The sequence below is a fragment of the Variovorax sp. Varisp46 genome (assembly GCF_059491885.1).
Window position 1 is genome coordinate 3,076,828 of record NZ_CP168515.1, and the last position, 19,061, is coordinate 3,095,888.

Genomic DNA, 19,061 nt, shown 5'->3' on the forward strand with positions numbered 1-19,061 from the left:
CCCGGATCTCAACGATTCGAGATGCTCTCCGCTAAACCTGCCGCGGGACCTGTACCGCGGGGCCAACAATGCCGGCAAGCGTCGCCGGCAGCCCCGTGCACCGAGCGGCCAACATCCAGAGACCCTGTTATGAAAATCGCTCAAGAAATCCGCGCCGGCAACGTCATCATGCACGGCAAGGACCCGATGGTCGTCCTCAAGACCGAATACAGCCGCGGCGGCCGCAACTCCGCCACCGTGCGCATGAAGATGAAAAGCCTGATCGCCAACTTCAACACCGAAGTGGTCTTCAAGGCCGACGACAAGATCGACCAGATCGTGCTCGAGAAGAAGGATTGCACCTACTCCTACTTCGCCGACCCGATGTACGTCTGCATGGACGCCGACTACAACCAGTACGAAGTCGAAGCCGAAAACATGGGCGACGCCCTGAACTACCTCGAAGACGGCATGGCCGTCGAAGTGGTGTTCTACGACGGCAAGGCCATCTCGGTCGAACTGCCGACCAGCGTCGAGCGCGAAATCACCTGGACCGAACCCGCCGTCAAGGGCGATACCTCGGGCAAGGTGCTCAAGCCCGCCAAGATCGCCACCGGCTTCGAAGTGCCCGTGCCCCTCTTCGTGTCGCAAGGCGACAAGATCGAAATCGACACGCGCACCGGCGAATACCGCAAGCGCGTCTGAGCCTCCTTCCCGGCTGACCGCCACCCTCGAAAAAAGCTCCGCAAGGAGCTTTTTTTGTTGATGGGCATGGCAGTTGCAACGCTGCACAATCTCCCAAGGTCCTTCCGTCTGGTTTCCTCATGAACAACACGCACAACATTCACGACAAACGCCTGGCCGATGCCTGGGCCACGCTCCAGTCCCATGCGGACAAGGGCCTGCCGCTCGACCCCGATCCCTCGCGCATCGCCTTCGCCGACCCCGAGTTCCTGCTGCGCCGCGAGACGCGCGGCATCCGCATGCAGCTCGAGCTGATGAAGCCCGATCTCGAACAGCGTGCCCATGGCATCGAGAACACGGTGGTGGTGTTCGGCAGCGCACGCTTTCGCAGCGAGGAAGACGCCTCCGCCATGATCGCGCAGGCCGACGCCGCTGGCGACGCCGCGGCATCCGAGCGCTGGCGCCGGCTGGCGCGCAATTCGCACTACTACGAGAAGGCGCGCGCCTTCGGCAAGATGGTCGCGCAGTACAGCAACGACAAGGAACCGCAGGACAAGCTCTTCGTCTGCACCGGCGGCGGCCCCGGCATCATGCAGGCGGCCAACCGCGGCGCGCACGAAGGCGGCGGCCTCTCGGTCGGCCTGGCCATCGCGCTGCCGATGGAAGAAGAGGCCAACCCCTACGTCACGCCGGCACTGAGCTTCAAGTTCCATTACTTCGCCATCCGCAAGATGCATTTCATGATGCGTGCGAAGGCGCTGGTGGCGTTTCCGGGCGGCTTCGGCACGCTCGACGAGCTGTTCGAGGTGATCACGCTGGTGCAGACGAAGAAGTCGAAGCCGGTGCCGATCGTGCTGTTCGGCTCGGACTACTGGAAGCGGCTGATCGATTTCGACTTTCTGGTCGACGAAGGCGTGATCTCGCCGGGCGACGTGAAGCTCTTCGAATACGTCGACGCGCCCGAAGACGCATGGAGCGCGATCAAGCGCTTCTACAAGCTCTAGACCTTGAGGCCCCAGGTGGCGCGCGCGCCGAGCGCCACCACGCCTCCCACTACCCAGAACACGCCGCCGATGCCGATCAGTGCACCGAGCGAGCCGAACAGCATTGGCATCGCCACGCTCGACGCGTTGATGGTCATGAGCCGCAGGCCCAGCGCCTCGCCGTGGCGGGTGTGCGGCGTGATCTGGTGGAGCATGCTCATCACCATCGGCTGCACCGCGCCCAGCGCGAAGCCGAGCACCACCGAGCACACTCCCATGCTCAGTGCCGAGTCCAGCAGCGGATAGACCGCGAACACCATCGCAGTGACCGCCGTGGAACTGAGGATCACGCTGCGCTCCGAAGCGCGCGAGGCGATCACCGGCAGCACCACGCGAACGACCGCCGCCGCGATCGCGAAGGCGCCGAGGATCGAGCCGATCACCGAGGCGCTGATGCCCCGGTCGTGCCCCAGCACCGGCAGCACGAAGGCGTGCACGTCCCAGCTCGACGACTGCAGCCAGTTCACGAACAGCAGGCGGCGGAACATCGGTTCGCGCAGCAGGTCCCAGGCGCGGGTCGGCGTGGCGCCCGGCACGGGCGCGGCGGGCGGTGGCTCGTGCGCGCGGCGCGCGAGCATCCAGCAGAGGATGGGCAGCGCCGCCATCACCGCGAAGCAGATGCGGAACGCAAGCATGTCCGCGGGCGAGCGGCCTGCATGGTCGATCAGCATGCCGGCCAGGAAGGGCCCGACGAAATTGGCCACGGCCGGCGCGATGGCGAGCCAGCTGAACACGCGCTTGAGCTGCGTCGCGTCAGTGGCCGAGCGGCCGACGTGCCGCTGCAGTGCGATGACCGTCGCGCCCGTGGCGCCGCCTGTCAGCAGGGCGGCAATGCACATCACCGGAAAGATCGGAAGGATCACCACGAGCCCCGCACCGACGACTGCCGCAATGACCGACAGCCACAGCGGCCGCTTGAAACCGTAGCGGTCGGCAAAGCGTCCGGCAGGCAATGCAAGGAAGACCTGCGTCAGCGCAAACAGCGAGATCAGCAGGCCGACCGCCGCGGCGCTGTAGCCCTGCTGCAGCGCCAGCAGCGGCGTGGCGAGCCGCATGCCGGCCATGGTCGCGTGCAGGCACACCTGGGCCCCGATCACGCGCAGCAGTTCGGAACCTTTCACGGGGTGTCTTCGGCGTCGCTGTCGGCGGTGGGCGGCAGAAGCGCCTGCGACTGCGCCTCGGGCAGCGCCTCCACCTTGCGCAGCGCCAGGCGCATCTGCTTGGCGCGCGTATCGGCCTTGTCGAGCGTGTCGGAAGCCTTGGCCACCTGCTCCTTGACGCGCGCAACCCATTCGCCGTAACGCTCGAACTCGGTCTTCACTGCGCCCAGCACCTTCCAGACTTCGGAGGCCTGCTGCTCCAGCGCCAGCGTGCGAAAGCCCATGTGCAGGCTGTTGAGCATCGCGAGCAAGGTGGTCGGGCCCGCCAGCGTCACGCGGTGCTGGCGCTGGATGGCATCCATCAGGCCCGGCCGGCGCAGCACCTCGGCATAGAGGCTCTCGACCGGGAGGAAGAGGATGGCGAAATCGGTGGTGTGCGGCGCGGCGAGGTAGTTGTCGGCGATCGACCTGGCCTCGGTGCGGATGCGCGCTTCGAGCGCCTTGGCCGCCAGGTCGGCACCCACGGCATCGGCGCGTTCGTGCGCGTCGATGAGCCGCTCGTAGTCGTCGCGCGGGAACTTGGCGTCGATGGGCAGCCACACCGGCGCACCGTCCTCGCCCCGCCCCGGAAAGCGGATCGCGAAATCGACACGCTGCCCGCTGCGCGGCTTGGTCTCGATCTGCTTGGCGTACTGGTCGGGCGTGAGCACCTGTTCGAGCAGCGCCTCGAGCTGCACTTCGCCGAACACGCCGCGTGTCTTCACGTTGGTCAGCACGCGCTGCAAGCTGCCCACGCCCACGGCCAGCGTCTGCATTTCGCCGAGTCCCTTGTGCACCTGTTCGAGCCGGTCGGCTACCTGCTTGAAGCTTTCGCCGAGGCGCGCCTCAAGCGTGCTCTGCAGCTTCTCGTCGACCGTCTTGCGCATCTCGTCGAGCTTGACGGCGTTGGTCTGCTGCAGCTGCGCGAGCTGCGTTTCCATGGTCGCGCGCACTTCGGACAGGCGGCGCGCATTCGATTCGCTCAAACCCTGCAGCTGCGTGCTGAGCGTGTCGGCCAACGTCTTCTGCAAGGACGCGAGCTGCAGGGAGAACGCGTCGAGCTGCGCATTCTGCGTGCGCGTGGCTTCGGCGCCCTGCTGCACCAGCGCCTGCTGGAAAGTGGCGAAGGCCTGCGCGGTTTCCTGCCGCACGCCGCGCGAGCTTTCGCCGATGTCGTGGCGCAGTTCGCGCTCGGTGCGTTCGTTGGCCGAGCCCAGGGCGGCCAGCACGCGCAGCACGTCGCCGTGGTCGGACGAGGGCTGCCGGCGGGCCAGCAGCCAGATCACCAGCACGAGCTGGACGACCGCGAGTACGGCCAGTCCGATGAGGATCAGCGAGGTGTCCAAGGGTGCGGTACTGCCTCTGCCTATTTGCTTGCCGAAGGAGCGGGCGTCACGGGCGTCAGCGGTCCCTTGCCGCCGAAGTACGCGATGAGGTTGTCCGCCGCAAGGTCGGCCATGGCGCGGCGCGTGGGTACGGTGGCGCTGGCGATGTGCGGCGTCAGCACCACATTGGGCACGGTCAGCAGGTCGGGGTGCACCTTGGGCTCGCCCTCGAACACGTCGAGGCCCGCGGCGGCGATGCGTTTCTCGCGCAAGGCCACGGCCAATGCCGCGTCGTCGACGATGCCGCCGCGCGCGATGTTGACGAGCGTGGCGGTCGGCTTCATCAGCGCGATCTCGGCCGCGCCGATCGTGTGGTGCGAGGCCGGCGAATAAGGCACCACAAGCACCACGTGGTCCGCCGTCCTGAGCAACTCCTCCTTGCTCAGGTAGCTGGCCTTGCATTCGGCCTCGAGCGCGGCGTCGAGCCTGGAGCGGTTGTGATAGACCACCTTCATGCCGAAGCCGTGCGCGCCGCGCTTCGCGATGCCCTGCCCGATGCGGCCCATGCCGATGATGCCGAGCGTGGAACCGTGGATGTCGGAGCCGGCGAACATGTCGTAGCTCCACTTCTGCCACTTGCCCGCGCGCAGAAAGTGTTCGCTCTCCGTGATGCGGCGCGCCGTGGCCATCAGCAGCGCAAAGCCGAAGTCGGCCGTGGTCTCGGTCAGCACGTCGGGCGCGTTGGTGCCGAGCACGCCGTGCGCGGCCATCGCGTCGACGTCGAAGTTGTTGTAGCCCACCGCCATGTTGGCGCAGATCTTCAGGCCGGGGCAGGCATCGAGCACCGCGGCGTCGATGCGCTCACTGCCGGTGGTGAAGGCGCCCTGCTTGCCCTGCAGCTTCGCAATCAGCTGTTCCTTGCTCCAGCTCTCGTCGGACTGGTTCGACTCGACCTCGAAGTGCTGCGAGAGGCGCTCGATGGTTTCGGGAAAGATCGCGCGCGCGACCAGTATCTTGGGCTTGCTCATGATGTTTGCACTCAGCGAAAGAAGATGAAGGTGGAAAGAACGAACAGCGGAACCAGGATGGCCACCGACCACGCCATGTAGCCGAAGAAGCTCGGCATGCGCACGCCGCGGCTCTCGGCGATGGCCTTGACCATGAGGTTGGGTGCGTTGCCGATGTAGGTGTTGGCGCCCATGAACACGGCACCAGCCGAGATGGCGGCCAGCGTGGTGGCGTAGGTGGTCATCAGCGCGGCCGGGTCGCCGCCCGCGGTGTTGAAGAACACGAGATAGGTGGGCGCGTTGTCGAGGAAGGAGCTCAGCATGCCGGTGGCCCAGAAATACATCGCCGGATCGGGCTGGCCGTCAGCGCGCGTCACGGCCGAGACGACGGCACCGAACGGGCCTTGCGTGCCGGCCTTGAGCATCGCGATCACCGGGATGATGGTCAGGAAGATGCCCGCGAACAGCTTGGCCACCTCGGCCATGGGGCCCCACTCGAACTGGTTGTCGGCATGCACCTTGGCCGGCGTGATCTTCAGCGAGAGCAGCGTGATGGCGACCAGGCCCGCGTCGCGCACCAGGCCCGGCAGGCCCACCCGGGTGCCGAAGACGTCGAAGCCGACGGGCGACTTCCAGAAGCCGCTGAGCAGCACGAAGGCGACCACCCCGCCCAGCAGCCAGAAGTTGACGGCGCCATCGAAGCCGATGCGCTTCGTGTCGGGCGTCGGGTCGACCGGCAGCACGCCCTCCTTGCGATAGTAGTGGCGGTCGATGGCGTAGAACAGCGCGAGCAGCACGGCCAGGAGGAAGAGCGTGTCGGGCAGGATGTTCTTCGCGGTCCAGAAGAAGTCGACGCCCTTCAGGAAGCCGAGGAACAGCGGCGGATCGCCCAGCGGCGTGAGCGAGCCACCCACGTTGGAAACGATGAAGATGAAGAACACGACCACGTGGACCCGGTGCCTGCGGTTGTCGTTGGCACGAATGAGCGGCCGGATCAGCAGCATCGACGCGCCGGTGGTTCCCATGAAGCTCGCGAGCACCGCGCCGATGGCGAGCAGCCCGGTGTTGAGGCCAGGCGCCCCATGCAGGTTGCCCCGGATGTGGATGCCGCCCGCCACGGTGAACAGCGCCGTGAGCAGGATGATGAAGGGGATGTACTCCTCCACCAGCGCATGCACGAGCTGGGCGCCGGCCAGCGAAACGCCGAAGGTGGCGGCAAGGGGCAGCAGGAAGGCCAGCGCCCAGGCCGCCGAGACCTTGCCGTAGTGGTGGTGCCAGAAGCCCGGCGCCAGCAGCGGGAACAGCGCGATCGACAACAGGATGCCGGCGAATGGCACGCCCCACAGCGGCGAGAGCGTGGCGCCGTCGAAGTCGGCAGCCATCGCCAGGGCGGGAAACGTCAGCGGCAGCACCGCGGCCGCCGCAAGGCGAAGGGGGTTTTTCATGGGGCCGTACCGTACCAGAGGGGTCAGTACAGCCTTCAAGCCGGGGGTTGTTCGATCTCGAAGACCTGGCGCAGGTAGGCCAGGTATTTTTCGTCCTCGCACATGTTCTTGGATGGCGTGTCCGACAGCTTGGCCACCGGCTGGTCGTTGCAGTGGATCATCTTGATGACGATCTGCAGCGGCTCGTAGCCCAGATCGTTGGTGAGGTTGGTGCCGATGCCGAAGGCCAGCTGGCAGCGGCCGCGGAACTGCTGGTAGAGCTCGATGGTGCGCGGCACCGTGAGGCCGTCGCTGAAGATCAGCGTCTTGGTGCGCGGATCGACCCGGTTGGCGACGTAGTGCGCCAGCATGCGCTCGCCCCACTGGAACGGGTCGCCGCTGTCGTGGCGGGCGCCGTCGAAGAGCTTGCAGAAATACATGTCGAAGTCGCGCAGGAACGCGTTCATGCCGTACACGTCGGACAGCGCGATGCCCAGGTCGCCGCGGTACTCGCGCGCCCAGCTCTCGAAGCCGAAGATCTGGCTGTCACGCAGCCGCGGGCCGAGCGCCTGGCAGGCCTGCAGGTATTCGTGGGCCATGGTGCCTAGCGGGATCAGGCCCAGCTTCATCGCGTACAGCACGTTGCTGGTGCCCGCGAGCTGCGGCAGCCGCGTGCCGGGCGGCGCCTGCACCGGCGGCGAGGTGACGGCGCCGAGTCGGGCGGTCAGCGTGCGCAGCACCTCTTCGTGCCAGTCCTTGGAGAAGCGGCGGCGCGTGCCGTAGTCGGCGATCTTCAGGTCGGCGAGGCCTGCGTCCTGCAGCTGGGTGATCTTGGTTTCGAGCCGGCGGCGGCCTTCCTCGAAGTCGGGCTTCTTCTGCGTATTGCGGAAGTACACCTCGTTGACGATGGCCAGCACCGGGATCTCGAACAGGATGGTGTGCAGCCATGGCCCCTTGATGCGGATCTCGAGCTCGCCCGAGGGCTGGGGAACGATGTTGATGTACTTCTCATTGAGCCGGAAGAGCCCGAGGAAGTCGACGAAGTCGCTCTTGATGAAACGCATCGAGCGCAGGTAGGCCAGCTCGGCGTCGCGGAACTGCAGCGAGCACAGGCTGCGCACCTCGTCCCGGATCTGTCCCGCGAACTGCGCCAGGTCGACGCCGGGGTTGCGGCACTTGAAGCGGTACTCGACCCGGGCCCCGGGGAAGTGATGCAGGACCACCTGCATCATCGTGAACTTGTAGAGGTCGGTGTCGAGCAGGCTGTGAATGATCATGGTGCTGTGCGCGGTGTCTCAAACTTTCGGCGTCCGTTCGATTATCACGGGGTGAGTCGGCCTCTGCCTACGGGGCCTGAACTGCACGTCCTACCGTGAGGGTGAATCCCCCCGATGACAGTGACTCCACGGCGAAGCACACGGCCCGCCGGATCAACCTGGCTCAAAGGAGGTTCGCATGAACAAGGACACCGTCAAAGGCAACTGGAAACAGCTCAAGGGCAAGGTCAAGGAGCAATGGGGGAAGCTGACCGACGACGACTTCGACGTCATCGCGGGCAAGCGCGACCAGCTGCTCGGCCGCATCCAGGAGCGCCACGGCATCAGCCGCGAAGAAGCCGAGAAGCAGGTCAAGGACTGGGAATCGCGCGACGGCCGCACGCCGGACGCGCTCTGGTTCGAACGCTATTGAGCAGCCCCCGAATTTCATCCACTCCCGAAGGAAAACATCCCATGAAAAAGCATCTCCTCATGCTGGCCCTCGCCTCCACCTGCTTCGTGGCCACGCAGGCCAGCGCCATGACCAAGGATGAATACAAGGTCGCCAAGGAAAAGATCGAGGCCGACTACAAGGTCGCGAAGGCCCAGTGCGACACGATGAAGGACAACGCCAAGGACGTCTGCCAGAAGGAAGCCAAGGGCAAGGAAAACGTCGCCAAGGCCGAGCTGGAGCAGCAGTACCAGCCGAGCGACAGCCACGCCCGCAACGTGGCTGAAGAGAAGGTGAAGGCCACCTACGAAGTCGCGAAGGAAAAGTGCGACGACCAGAAGGGCGATGCGAAGGCCGCCTGCGTGAAGCAGGCCAAGGCCGACGAAGCCCAGGGCAAGGCCGACATCAAGGCGATGAAGAAGACCGCTTCAGAACGGACCGCGCCGGTCAAGCCTTGAGCGAATCGACCACGCGTTGCAGCGCCTCGGGTAGCGGTACCGGGCGCTGCGTGACGCGGTCCACGTAGACGTGGATGAAGTGGCCCTGTGCTGCAGCGCTGTCCGCGCCCTCGGCGAACAGCGCGATTTCATACCGCACGCTCGACCGGCCCGCCTGTGCCACCCGGATGCCCGCCTCGACGGTTTGCGGGAACGCGATGGGCGCGAAATAGTTGCACTGCGTCTCCACCACGAAGCCGATCGTGGAGCCCTGGTGGATATCGAGCGCGCCGCGCTCGATCAGCAGTGCATTCACCGCGGTGTCGAACCAGCTGTAGTAGACGACGTTGTTGACGTGGCCGTACATGTCGTTGTCGGCCCAGCGCGTGGGAATGCTGCGGAAAGCGCGGTAGCTGCCGCGCGTCTGGGGGATTGGTTTGGTCGGGGCGCTCATCGCGCGGCATTTTGCCCGGGAAGCCGAATTTAGAAGATGGCTTCTAAATTGCTGCATGGCAGCAAAAACCCCTTGATCGCAAAACTCAGCTGCCTATACTTGAGGCCATGCTGCACCGCAACATAGACGGCGAGACAGCGCAACGTGAACCGACCACTCAATCATCCCCTTCTGGAGATTTCCCAAATGGCCCTGACCGCTGACCAAATCCTCGCCGCCCAAAAGGCAAACCTCGAAACCCTCTTCGGCCTGACCACCAAGGCTTTCGAAGGCGTCGAGAAGCTCGTCGAACTGAACGTGACCGCCTCGAAGGCTGCCCTGGTCGAAGCCCAGAGCACCGCCCAGGCCGCCCTGAGCGTCAAGGACGCCCAAGAGCTGCTGACGCTGCAAGCCAGCCTGTTCCAGCCCCTGGCTGAAAAGACCGCTGCCTACAGCCGTCACCTGTACGACATCGCCCAAGGCACCGGCGCCGAATTCGGCAAGGCCTTCGAAGCCAAGGCTGCCGAAGCCCAGCAAGCCTTCGTCGGCCTGGTCGACAGCGCTTCCAAGAACGCCCCCGCCGGTTCGGAAACCGCTGTTGCCGTGCTGAAGAGCGCCGTGGCCGCCGCCAACAACGCTTTCGAATCGGTCCAGAAGGCCGTCAAGCAAGCATCGGACGTCGCCGAAGCCAACTTCAATGCCGTGTCGACGCAAGCCGTTGCCGCCGCAAAGACCGCAACCGCTTCGCGCAAGCGCTAAGCTGGCGACCACCACCAGTTGTCTCCTTGGGTCCTCACGGATCCAATTCAGGGCCTCGTCTCACGACGAGGCCTTTTTTTTCGTCTGGCGGCCTCTTCGATAATGCGGGTCTCATTTCAGGAGACTCTCCATGCAGATCGACGGCAAGGTTTTTATCGTGACCGGTGGCGCTTCGGGCCTCGGCGAAGGCACGGCGCGCATGCTGGCGGCCAACGGCGCCAAGGTGGTGATCGCCGACATGCAGGCTGACAAGGGCGAAGCCGTTGCCAGGGAAATCGGCGGCGTGTTCGTCAAGTGCGACGTGAGCCAGGAAGCCGACGGCCAGGCCGCGGTGGCCGCCGCGCTCAAGCTCGGCAAGCTGGTCGGCCTCGTTAACTGCGCCGGCATCGCACCGGCCGAGAAGACGGTAGGCAAGAACGGCCCGCACGCGCTGGCCGTGTTCAGCAAGACCGTCACGGTCAACCTGATCGGCAGCTTCAACATGATCCGCCTGGCGGCCGACGCCATGGGCAGGAACGAGCCCGAAGCCACCGGCGAGCGCGGCGTGCTGATCTCGACCGCCTCGGTCGCGGCCTACGACGGCCAGATCGGCCAGGCCGCCTACAGCGCCTCGAAAGGCGGCGTGGTCGGCATGACGCTGCCCATTGCCCGCGACCTCGCGCGCAGCGGCATCCGCAACATGACCATCGCCCCCGGCATCTTCGGCACGCCCATGCTGTTCGGCATGCCGCAGGAAGTGCAGGATGCCCTGGCCGCCAGCGTGCCCTTCCCTTCCCGCCTGGGCACGCCCGAGGACTACGCCAAGCTGGCGAAGCACATCATCGAGAACGACATGCTCAACGGCGAGGTGATTCGTCTGGACGGAGCGATTCGATTGGCTCCCCGCTGAGAGCGGATTTGGGCGGCTTCGTGCTGCCGGTGCGGTCCAGGCGCTCGTAGTTCGCGATCACCTGGGCGCCCAGCAGCACCAGCGTGGCAGCGATCTCCAGGCTCAGCAGCACCACGATGGCCGTGGTGAGCGAGCCGTAGACCACATTCACCTGCGACAGCGTCGAGAAGTACCAGATCAGCACGCGCCGCGTGGCCTCCCACAGCAGCGCGGCCGTCACGCCGCCCAGCAGCGCATGGCGCAGCGACATGCGCCCGGCCGGCATCACGAGGTAGAGCGAAGTCAGCATGAAGATCTCGCCGCCCAGCCCCAGCAGGTACAGCAGCAGCCCCGAAACACCCGACAGCGACCAGCTGCGCCCCAGCAGGTCGACGCTTTCCTGCCCCACCAGCTGCAGCGCGCCCGACACCAGCGTGACGAGCAGCAACCCGACGCACAGGCACAGGATGTAGACATAGGGCATGGCCACCGATACCAGGAAATGGCGCTTGTGGTCCGCCTTGCGGTGGTGAAAGATCACCGCCATGGCACTTTCGAGCACGCTGAAGGCCAGGGAGCTGAAGAAGATCATCGTCACCAGCAACACCGGCCCCAGCACGTCGCGATGGTCCAGGAAGCTCGACAGCTCGGCCACGATGGCTTTCGACTGCCCCGGAAGCAGCCATTCGAGGTACCGCCCGATGGTGCGCAGCAGCTCGGCCTGCTCGATGACGTGCGACAGGGCGATCACGCTCACGATCAGCAGCGGCACGATGGACAGCAAGGCGTAGTACGCCACAGCCCCCGCGAGCAGCAGGCCCTGGTTGGCGCGAAATTCCTTGAGCGCGTCCCAGGCGAACCGCAGGGGGTGGCGCAGCAGCGGCGCGATGTGTTGCAGGGGTTTGGGCATCGTCATGCGTGATCCGGTCGCTTTCAGTATGCCGCCGGGGCGCGAGGCTTCGCCCGCTTGCGTATGATTTGCCGCTCTTCGCCTACATGACCATCCCCGCTTCATTCATCCAGGAACTCATCGCACGCGCCGATGTGGTCGAGATCGTTGGCCGCTATGTGCAGCTCAAGAAGGCCGGCGCCAATTTCATGGGCCTGTGCCCGTTCCACGGCGAGAAATCGCCCTCCTTCTCCGTCAGCCCGACCAAGCAGTTCTATCACTGCTTCGGCTGCGGGGTGCATGGCAACGCCATCGGCTTTCTGATGGAGCATGCCGGCATGGGCTTCGTCGAGGCGGTGCACGACCTGGCCGGCCAGTACGGCCTGCAGGTGCCGGAAGACGACGCCTCCCCGGCCGAGCGCGCCCGCGCCGCCAGCCAGCGCCAGAAGCAAGCCACGCTGAGCGACGTGCTCGAAAAGGCCGGCGACGCCTACCGCAAGCACCTGCGGCAGGCGCCCGGCGCCATCGAATACCTCAAGGGCCGGGGGGTGTCGGGCGAAGTGGCCAAGCAGTTCGGCATCGGCTATGCGCCGGCCGGCTGGCGCGCGCTCGCCAGCGTGTTTCCCGACTATGACGACCCCCTGCTCGCCGAGAGCGGGCTGGTGATCGTCAACAACGAGGAAGGCCAGCTCAGCGAGGCCGAGGCCAAGCGCTACGACCGCTTCCGCGACCGCGTGATGTTCCCGATCCGCAACGTGAAGGGCGAATGCATCGGCTTCGGCGGCCGGGTGCTGGGCGACGAGAAGCCCAAGTACCTGAACTCGCCCGAAACGCCCGTTTTCAGCAAGGGCCGCGAGCTCTACGGGCTCTACGAAGCCCGCGCCGCCTTCCGCGACCGCGGCTATGCGCTGGTCACCGAAGGCTACATGGACGTGGTGGCGCTGGCGCAGCTCGGTTTTCCGAACGCGGTGGCCACGCTCGGCACGGCCTGCACCACGGAGCACGTGCAGAAGCTCTTCCGCTTCACCGAATCGGTGGTGTTCAGCTTCGACGGCGACGCCGCGGGCCGGCGCGCTGCGCGCAAGGCGCTCGACGGCGCGCTGCCCTACGCCACCGATGTGCGCAGCATCAAGTTCCTGTTCCTGCCGGCCGAGCACGACCCCGACAGCTTCATCCGCGAGCACGGCGCCGAGGCTTTCGCCCGCTTCGTGAACGAGGCAACGCCGCTGTCGCGCTTCATGCTCGAAGCCGCCCGCGAAGGCTGCGACCTGACTTCCGCCGAGGGCCGCGCCCACATGACGAGCAACGTGCGCCCGCTTTGGAGCGCCATGCCCGACGGCGCACTCAAGCGCCAGTTGCTGAGCGAGATCGCAACGCTGGTGCAGCTCGATGCGGCGGCGCTGTCGGATCTCTGGGCCTCCACACCCGGCCCGCGCAAGGCCGGGGGCGCACCGGCGCCGCAGCGCCACAGCGAGCCCTCGGGCTTCAGCGGTGGCGGCGGTGATGACTACTACCCGGACATGCCCCCGCCCCAGGACTACGAACCGCCTCGCTATGAAAACGATAGCGAACCCAAGTTCCAGCAGCGCGGCAAGTTCACCAAGGGCAAGCGCTGGGGCGGCAAATTCGAGGAACCCATCGAGCCCCTGCGCGGACGCGGCGCCCCGCCCAGCCGCCCCGACGTGGCGGTGCGGCTGCTGCTGTCGAACATGGCGCAGTGGGAAGCCCTGTCACACGAGCTTCACCTGATGCTCTGCGAACTGCCCGGCCACCACGGCGCCCTCTTCACCTGGCTCGACAGCCAGCTGCACGAGCACGGTGTCCAGCCCTGGGCAGCACTGCGCGAAGGCCTGCGCGGACTCGGCTTCGAGCCGCTGGCCGAGCGGATGATGTCCGTCTCCGAAGCCGGGCCCATCCCCGAAGGCGAAGAAGCGCAGCACCTGGCCGACGCCGCCCGCGAACTCGCCAGCGTGCTCGATTTCATGCTCGACGACCGCCTCAAGGCCCAGCAGAGCGAAGCCATCGCGGCCGTCGGGAAAGACCCGAAAGCCCTGGAGCGCTACAAGGCGCTGGAGACCCGGCGGCTCGAATTGCGCGCCCGCCTGCGCGCCTCGGGTTCAGAAACTGCTTGAAATTTGCGCAACACGCTATAATGTAGGGCTTCGCAACTGGCGAAATTAGGCAAGAGCGACAGCAGCACCTCCGGGCCGACCCCTAGCGCAACGCACTCCAACGGTAAATTCCGGCGGAAAGGGTCAATAACCGCAAGGACTGCATACCAAATGTTCGCCCGACATCTTGCCTGCTGAGGAATTCATTCCTCTTTCCCAATTGTTTTTAGTCCGTGCCTGTGCACGGGCTGTGGTGGCGCTGTCCGTGTGACGGTGCGCCTGTGATTTCGCTTGTTCTTTCTTGCCGTAACGAGGTCGTATGCCCAGTTCAAAGAAGCCTGCTCCTTCACTTGCCAAAAGCGTCGCCACCAAGCCCGCAGCAGAGAAACCGTTGAAAGCCGGCGCGAAGCCGGCAACCAAGACGGCCGCCGCCGCATCCAGATCGGCAGCCGCAACGAAAGTGAAAACCGTGCCCACGAAATCGACCTCTCTCGACGATCCCAAAAAAGCAGCCGCCCCGGCAGCCAAGAAAGTCGGCCGCCCGCCCAAGGCCGCCGGTGCCGCCACGCCTGCCACCGGCGCCAAGCGCGGCCGCAAGCCCAAGGCTGACAAGGATGCGCCCGAGAACGACATCGACCTGTCGGACATCGAGGAAGATCTGGCCGGCGACGAGCCCGCGGCTGCCACGACCACCGAAGAAAAGGTCAAGCCGCTGCGCATGAAGATCAGCAAGGCGAAGGAACGCGCCTTGATGAAGGAGTTCGGCCTCGACGAGACCGTGCTCTCCGAAGAAGACCTGGCCAAGCGCCGTTCGCGTCTGAAGACCCTGATCACGCTGGGCAAGACGCGCGGCTACCTCACGCACGGCGAAATCTCCGACCACCTGCCCGACAAGCTGGTCGACGCCGAGACCATGGAAGTCGTGGTCACCATGCTCAACGACATGGGCGTGGCGGTGTACGAGCAGACGCCCGACGCCGAAACCCTGCTGCTGAACAACACCGCGCCCACCGCCACCACGGTGGAAGAAGCCGAGGAAGAAGCCGAAGCTGCCCTGTCCACGGTGGACAGCGAATTCGGCCGCACCACCGACCCGGTTCGCATGTACATGCGCGAAATGGGCACGGTCGAGCTGCTGACGCGCGAAGGCGAAATCGAAATCGCCAAGCGCATCGAAGGCGGCCTGATGGCCATGATGGAGGCCATCTCGGCCTCCCCCGCCACCATCGCCGAAATCCTGCGCCTGGCCGCCGAGATCCGCGAAGGCAAGGTCGTCATCTCGACCATCGTCGACGGCTTCTCGAATCCCAACGAGGCCGACGACTACGTGGCCGAAGAAGACTTCGACGAATTCGACGAGGAAGACGACGATGACGGCAAGGGCGGCTCCAAGGCCCTGACCAAGAAGCTCGAGGAACTCAAGCGCGAAGCGCTCGAGCGCTTCGACCGCATCGCCGGAATGTTCGAGAAGGTCCACAAGATCTACGACAAGGAAGGCTACGGCACCCCCGCGTACGTCAAGGCCCAGGAGGCCCTGTCCGCAGAGCTGATGACCATCCGCTTCACGGCCAAGACCATCGAGAAGCTGTGCGACCTGGTGCGCACGCAGGTCGACGACGTGCGCAAGAAGGAGCGCGAGCTTCGCCGCATCATCGTGGACAAGTGCGGCTTCCCGCAGGACGAGTTCATCCGCGACTTCAGCGGCTACGACAAGAACGGCAACCGCATCGCGTCGAACCTCCTGAACCTCAAGTGGGTCGAGAAGCAGGCCGCCGCCGGCAAGCCCTGGAGCGCCGTGCTCGCGCGCAACATTCCGCCGGTGCAGGAACTGCAGCAACGCCTGACCGACATCCAGTCGCGCGTGGTGGTGCCGCTGACCCAGCTCAAGGACATCAACAAGCGCATGAACGAAGGCGAATCGTCTTCGCGCGATGCCAAGAAGGAAATGATCGAGGCCAACCTGCGCCTCGTGATTTCCATCGCCAAGAAGTACACCAACCGCGGCCTGCAGTTCCTGGACCTGATCCAGGAAGGCAACATCGGCCTCATGAAGGCGGTCGACAAGTTCGAATACCGCCGCGGCTACAAGTTCTCGACCTATGCGACGTGGTGGATCCGCCAGGCCATCACGCGCTCGATCGCCGACCAGGCGCGCACCATCCGCATCCCGGTGCACATGATCGAGACGATCAACAAGATGAACCGCATCTCGCGCCAGCACTTGCAGGAGTTCGGCTTCGAGCCCGACGCCGGCATCCTGGCCGCGAAGATGGAGATCCCGGAAGACAAGATCCGCAAGATCATGAAGATCGCGAAGGAGCCGATCTCGATGGAAACCCCCATCGGCGACGACGACGATTCGCATCTGGGCGACTTCATCGAGGACAGCAGCAACACGGCGCCCATCGAGGCCGCCATGCAAGCCGGCCTGCGCGACGTGGTGAAGGACATCCTGGACTCGCTCACGCCGCGCGAAGCCAAGGTGCTGCGCATGCGCTTCGGCATCGAGATGAGCACGGACCACACGCTGGAAGAAGTCGGCAAGCAGTTCGACGTGACGCGTGAGCGCATCCGCCAGATCGAGGCCAAGGCGCTGCGCAAGCTGAAGCACCCGAGCCGCTCCGACAAGCTGCGCAGCTTCATCGATACTCTGTAATCCGGGTTCCCTGAAGCCACAAGCGCCCGCCTCGCCCCTCACCGGGCGGCGGGCGCTCTCTTTTGGGAGCCGCACACGACAAGAAGAATGGAGCAACTTCCATGAATCCCGATGCAGACAAACTCTGGCAGGCCCCGCGCTGGGCGCTTGCCGTGCTGCTCGCAGTGCTCGGCATGCTCGGGCCCTTCTCCATCGACACCTACATCCCGGCCTTCTCGGGCATTGCGCGCTCCATCGGTGCCACGCCGGCCGAGATGCAGCAGACGCTCTCGGCCTACCTGTTCGGCTTCGCGTTCATGAACCTGTTCCACGGTGCGCTGTCGGACAGCTTCGGCCGCCGGCCTGTGGTGCTGTGGGGACTGGCCGTGTTCACGCTCGCCTCGCTGGGCTGCGCGCTGTCGCAGAACATCACGCAGCTCGTGCTGTTCCGAGGGCTGCAGGGCCTCTCGACCGGAGCCGGCATCGTGGTCTCGCGCGCGGTGATCCGCGACATGTTCCCGCCGGCCGAGGCGCAGCGGGTGATGAGCCAGGTGACGATCTACTTCGGCGTGGCCCCGGCCATCGCACCGATCATCGGCGGCTTCCTGTTCGTGCACGCGGGCTGGCATGCGGTGTTCTGGTTCCTGGTGGCGGTGGGCGTGGTGCTGTTCGCCGCCAACTACAAGCTGCTGCCCGAGACGCTGCACAAGGACCACCGCCAGCCCTTCCAGGTGCGGCACCTGCTGCGCGGCTACTGGGACCTGTGCTCCGATCCGCGCTTCCTGCTGCTGGCCTTTGCCAGCGGCGTGCCCTTCAACGGCATGTTCCTCTACGTGCTGGCCGCGCCCGCGTTCCTGGGCGACCACCTCGCGCTGCAGCCGCAGCAGTTCTTCTGGTTCTTCCTGCTGACGATCGGCGGCATCATGCTCGGCGCGCGCGCCAGCGGCCGCATGGCCGGCAAGGTGGCGCCCAAGCGGCAGATCCGCGACGGCTTCGTCATCATGCTGGCGACCTCGGTGGTCAACGTGGTGGCCAACACCTTCTTCGAGGCGCACGTGGCCTGGGCGCTGTGGCCGCTCGCGGTGTTCGCCTTCGGCTGGGCGCTGATGGTGCCGGTGGTCACGTTGCTGGTGCTCGACCTGCACCCGGAGCGCCGCGGCATGGCCTCGTCGCTGCAGGCGGTGATCGGCTCCACCGCCAACGGCGTGGTGGCCGGCGCGGTGGCGCCGCTGGTGATGCACTCGACGCTCGCGCTGGCGCTGACCTCCATGGGCATGCTCGGCATCGGCCTGATCGCATGGGTGTGGCTGCATGGCCGCTGGCCCGAGATCGGGCGCCTGGTGGCTCACGAAGGCTGAGGACGGAGGCTGCGATGCGGTTCGAGGCACTCCTGAATCATGCGCGCGCCTGGCTGCCGGGCCGCACCACCGTCGATGCGCGCGAGCGGCTGCGCGCGATTGCGGGCGCCGGCCTCGGGCTGCTGGCCACGGCGCTGCTGTGCCGCTGGCTGGCCGGCCCGCTGGCCGCGACCGTCTGGCTGATCGCACCGCTGGGCGCCAGCGCCGTGCTGGTGTTCGCGGTGCCGGCGAGCCCGTTGGCGCAGCCGTGGTCGGTCATCGGCGGCAACACGCTGTCGGCGGTGGTCGGCATCGCGGCCGTCAACTGGATTCCCGACTCCGCGCTGGCCGCCGCCGTGGCCGTGGCGGGCGCCATCGGCCTGATGTTCAGCGCGCGCTGCCTGCATCCGCCCGGCGGCGCCGCGGCGCTGCTGGCGGTGCTGACGCACACCACGCATTTCTCGTCCGCCCTCTTCCCCTTCTTCACCAACTCGCTGCTGCTGGTGCTGGCCGGCGTGGCCTACAACACGCTCACCGGGCGGCGCTACCCGCACGTGCAGGTGGTGCGTCCGCCCGCGGCCGATGCGCGCTTCAGCCAGGCCGACATCGACGCGGTGCTGGCCCGCTACAACCAGGTGCTCGACATCAGCCGCGACGACCTCGAATCGCTGATCCGCGAAACCGAGCTCGAGTCGTACAAGCGGCGCCTCGGTACGCTGACCTGCGCCGACATCATGTCCAGCGTGCCCATCTCGGTGGAGTTCGGCACGCCGCTGCAGGAAGCCTGGGCGCTGATGCACGAACGACACATCAAGGCCCTGCCCGTCACCGACCGCACGCGCCGCGTGGTCGGCATCGTCACGCAGGCCGACTTCTTCCGCCAGCTCGACCTGCAGCACCATGACGGCATCGCCGGCAAGCTGCGCGACCTGATCCGCGCCACGCGCACGGTGATGTCGAACAAGCCCGAGGTGGTTGGCCAGATCATGACGCGCCAGGTGCGCGTGGCCAGCGCCGACCGGCCCGTGGTCGACCTGGTGCCGCTGTTCTCCGAGGGCGGGCATCACCATATCCCGATCATCGACGGCGAGAAGCGGTTGACGGGGATGATCACGCAGTCGGACTTCGTGCGGGCGTTGTACCGCGCCGTCGGGCCGGCTTGATTTTTCCTCCTCCCCTGCCGGGGGAGGGTCGGGGTTGGGGGCACGACGGCATCGACCACGACGCAGCGCCTCGTCGACGGCCGCCAGCCCCCATCCCAGCCTTCCCCGGAAGGGGAAGGAG

Annotated in this window: 18 protein-coding genes; 10 read left to right on the forward strand and 8 right to left on the reverse strand. The window is 66.1% G+C overall.

From position 1 onward, the window contains the following. Positions 1-129: 129 nt before the first annotated feature. Together efp and ACEN9N_RS14580 are read left to right on the forward strand one after the other, a co-directional pair. The gene (gene efp, locus ACEN9N_RS14575; protein ID WP_007830687.1) at positions 130-684 is read left to right on the forward strand and encodes an elongation factor P; all 555 of its coding nucleotides are present in this window, start codon (positions 130-132) and stop codon (positions 682-684) included. A gap of 119 nt (positions 685-803) precedes the next feature. Next, the gene (locus ACEN9N_RS14580) at positions 804-1,667 is read left to right on the forward strand and encodes an LOG family protein (protein ID WP_007830686.1); all 864 of its coding nucleotides are present in this window, start codon (positions 804-806) and stop codon (positions 1,665-1,667) included. On the opposite strand, the gene ACEN9N_RS14585 is transcribed toward ACEN9N_RS14580, so the two are convergent. From ACEN9N_RS14585 to pncB, 5 genes are read right to left on the reverse strand one after another with little or no spacing between them, the layout of a single operon-like run. Further along, positions 1,664-2,827: an MFS transporter gene (locus ACEN9N_RS14585; RefSeq protein WP_495653861.1), complete on the reverse strand. Its 1,164-nt coding sequence runs from the start codon at positions 2,825-2,827 to the stop codon at positions 1,664-1,666. The genes ACEN9N_RS14580 and ACEN9N_RS14585 overlap by 4 nt on opposite strands. Then, complete coding sequence (locus ACEN9N_RS14590) at positions 2,824-4,191, reverse strand: DNA recombination protein RmuC (protein ID WP_495653862.1); 1,368 nt, start codon at positions 4,189-4,191, stop codon at positions 2,824-2,826. The genes ACEN9N_RS14585 and ACEN9N_RS14590 overlap by 4 nt, the downstream gene beginning before the upstream one ends. A gap of 20 nt (positions 4,192-4,211) precedes the next feature. Beyond that, positions 4,212-5,198: a 2-hydroxyacid dehydrogenase gene (locus ACEN9N_RS14595; RefSeq protein ID WP_495653863.1), complete on the reverse strand. Its 987-nt coding sequence runs from the start codon at positions 5,196-5,198 to the stop codon at positions 4,212-4,214. 11 nt (positions 5,199-5,209) lie between these two features. Next, complete coding sequence (locus ACEN9N_RS14600; RefSeq protein ID WP_413314540.1) at positions 5,210-6,622, reverse strand: sodium:proton antiporter; 1,413 nt, start codon at positions 6,620-6,622, stop codon at positions 5,210-5,212. Positions 6,623-6,657: 35 nt separating this feature from the next. Then, entirely contained in the window at positions 6,658-7,878 is a 1,221-nt protein-coding gene (gene pncB, locus ACEN9N_RS14605; RefSeq protein ID WP_007830668.1) for a nicotinate phosphoribosyltransferase, read from the reverse strand. 178 nt (positions 7,879-8,056) lie between these two features. On the opposite strand from pncB, the gene ACEN9N_RS14610 reads away from it, so the two are divergent. Beyond that, complete coding sequence (locus ACEN9N_RS14610) at positions 8,057-8,290, forward strand: CsbD family protein (protein ID WP_007830667.1); 234 nt, start codon at positions 8,057-8,059, stop codon at positions 8,288-8,290. Between the two features lie 41 nt (positions 8,291-8,331). Further along, on the forward strand, positions 8,332-8,766 hold the full coding sequence (locus tag ACEN9N_RS14615) for a hypothetical protein (RefSeq protein ID WP_007830666.1): 435 nt from the start codon (positions 8,332-8,334) through the stop codon (positions 8,764-8,766). Here the strand turns inward: ACEN9N_RS14615 and ACEN9N_RS14620 are convergent. Next, on the reverse strand, positions 8,756-9,199 hold the full coding sequence (locus ACEN9N_RS14620; RefSeq protein WP_413314542.1) for an acyl-CoA thioesterase: 444 nt from the start codon (positions 9,197-9,199) through the stop codon (positions 8,756-8,758). The two genes, ACEN9N_RS14615 and ACEN9N_RS14620, sit on opposite strands and share 11 nt — an antisense overlap. 186 nt (positions 9,200-9,385) lie before the next feature. On the opposite strand from ACEN9N_RS14620, the gene ACEN9N_RS14625 reads away from it, so the two are divergent. Together ACEN9N_RS14625 and ACEN9N_RS14630 are read left to right on the forward strand one after the other, a co-directional pair. Further along, the gene (locus tag ACEN9N_RS14625; RefSeq protein WP_007830664.1) at positions 9,386-9,937 is read left to right on the forward strand and encodes a phasin family protein; all 552 of its coding nucleotides are present in this window, start codon (positions 9,386-9,388) and stop codon (positions 9,935-9,937) included. A 130-nt stretch (positions 9,938-10,067) separates the two neighbouring features. Beyond that, positions 10,068-10,826, forward strand: coding sequence for a 3-hydroxyacyl-CoA dehydrogenase (locus tag ACEN9N_RS14630; protein WP_007830663.1), 759 nt, complete (start codon positions 10,068-10,070; stop codon positions 10,824-10,826). Here ACEN9N_RS14630 and ACEN9N_RS14635 read toward each other — a convergent pair. Next, a complete protein-coding gene (locus ACEN9N_RS14635) occupies positions 10,774-11,721 on the reverse strand; it encodes a YihY/virulence factor BrkB family protein (protein ID WP_007830662.1) in 948 nt (315 codons plus the stop codon). The genes ACEN9N_RS14630 and ACEN9N_RS14635 overlap by 53 nt on opposite strands. Positions 11,722-11,801: 80 nt before the next feature. Between ACEN9N_RS14635 and dnaG the strand changes: the two genes are divergently transcribed. Further along, positions 11,802-13,826, forward strand: coding sequence for a DNA primase (gene dnaG, locus ACEN9N_RS14640; RefSeq protein ID WP_495653864.1), 2,025 nt, complete (start codon positions 11,802-11,804; stop codon positions 13,824-13,826). Positions 13,827-13,949: 123 nt separating this feature from the next. Here the strand turns inward: dnaG and ACEN9N_RS14645 are convergent, their stop codons facing one another. Next, positions 13,950-14,282 (reverse strand): hypothetical protein, encoded by a 333-nt coding sequence (locus tag ACEN9N_RS14645; protein WP_235507901.1) that lies wholly within the window; start codon positions 14,280-14,282, stop codon positions 13,950-13,952. On the opposite strand from ACEN9N_RS14645, the gene rpoD reads away from it, so the two are divergent. The 3 genes from rpoD to ACEN9N_RS14660 all read left to right on the forward strand — a co-directional run bounded on the left by rpoD (position 14,275) and on the right by ACEN9N_RS14660 (position 18,940). Continuing rightward, positions 14,275-16,461 (forward strand): RNA polymerase sigma factor RpoD, encoded by a 2,187-nt coding sequence (gene rpoD, locus ACEN9N_RS14650; protein ID WP_235507900.1) that lies wholly within the window; start codon positions 14,275-14,277, stop codon positions 16,459-16,461. The genes ACEN9N_RS14645 and rpoD overlap by 8 nt on opposite strands. Positions 16,462-16,562: 101 nt before the next feature. Further along, a complete protein-coding gene (locus ACEN9N_RS14655) occupies positions 16,563-17,798 on the forward strand; it encodes a multidrug effflux MFS transporter (protein ID WP_413314549.1) in 1,236 nt (411 codons plus the stop codon). A 14-nt stretch (positions 17,799-17,812) separates the two neighbouring features. Then, a complete protein-coding gene (locus ACEN9N_RS14660) occupies positions 17,813-18,940 on the forward strand; it encodes an HPP family protein (RefSeq protein ID WP_495653865.1) in 1,128 nt (375 codons plus the stop codon). Positions 18,941-19,061 lie beyond the last annotated feature (121 nt).

What these genes read in the sequence shown, in the direction of transcription:
- ACEN9N_RS14630 (WP_007830663.1), top strand. Translation starts at nt 10,068, where the DNA reads ATGCAGATCGACGGCAAGGTTTTTATCGTGACCGGTGGCGCTTCGGGC.
- ACEN9N_RS14625 (WP_007830664.1), top strand. Translation starts at nt 9,386, where the DNA reads ATGGCCCTGACCGCTGACCAAATCCTCGCCGCCCAAAAGGCAAACCTC.
- pncB (WP_007830668.1), bottom strand. Translation starts at nt 7,878, where the DNA reads ATGATCATTCACAGCCTGCTCGACACCGACCTCTACAAGTTCACGATG.
- efp (WP_007830687.1), top strand. Translation starts at nt 130, where the DNA reads ATGAAAATCGCTCAAGAAATCCGCGCCGGCAACGTCATCATGCACGGC.
- ACEN9N_RS14595 (WP_495653863.1), bottom strand. Translation starts at nt 5,198, where the DNA reads ATGAGCAAGCCCAAGATACTGGTCGCGCGCGCGATCTTTCCCGAAACC.
- ACEN9N_RS14615 (WP_007830666.1), top strand. Translation starts at nt 8,332, where the DNA reads ATGAAAAAGCATCTCCTCATGCTGGCCCTCGCCTCCACCTGCTTCGTG.
- ACEN9N_RS14580 (WP_007830686.1), top strand. Translation starts at nt 804, where the DNA reads ATGAACAACACGCACAACATTCACGACAAACGCCTGGCCGATGCCTGG.
- ACEN9N_RS14610 (WP_007830667.1), top strand. Translation starts at nt 8,057, where the DNA reads ATGAACAAGGACACCGTCAAAGGCAACTGGAAACAGCTCAAGGGCAAG.
- ACEN9N_RS14620 (WP_413314542.1), bottom strand. Translation starts at nt 9,199, where the DNA reads ATGAGCGCCCCGACCAAACCAATCCCCCAGACGCGCGGCAGCTACCGC.
- ACEN9N_RS14660 (WP_495653865.1), top strand. Translation starts at nt 17,813, where the DNA reads ATGCGGTTCGAGGCACTCCTGAATCATGCGCGCGCCTGGCTGCCGGGC.
- ACEN9N_RS14600 (WP_413314540.1), bottom strand. Translation starts at nt 6,622, where the DNA reads ATGAAAAACCCCCTTCGCCTTGCGGCGGCCGCGGTGCTGCCGCTGACG.
- ACEN9N_RS14655 (WP_413314549.1), top strand. Translation starts at nt 16,563, where the DNA reads ATGAATCCCGATGCAGACAAACTCTGGCAGGCCCCGCGCTGGGCGCTT.
- dnaG (WP_495653864.1), top strand. Translation starts at nt 11,802, where the DNA reads ATGACCATCCCCGCTTCATTCATCCAGGAACTCATCGCACGCGCCGAT.
- ACEN9N_RS14635 (WP_007830662.1), bottom strand. Translation starts at nt 11,721, where the DNA reads ATGACGATGCCCAAACCCCTGCAACACATCGCGCCGCTGCTGCGCCAC.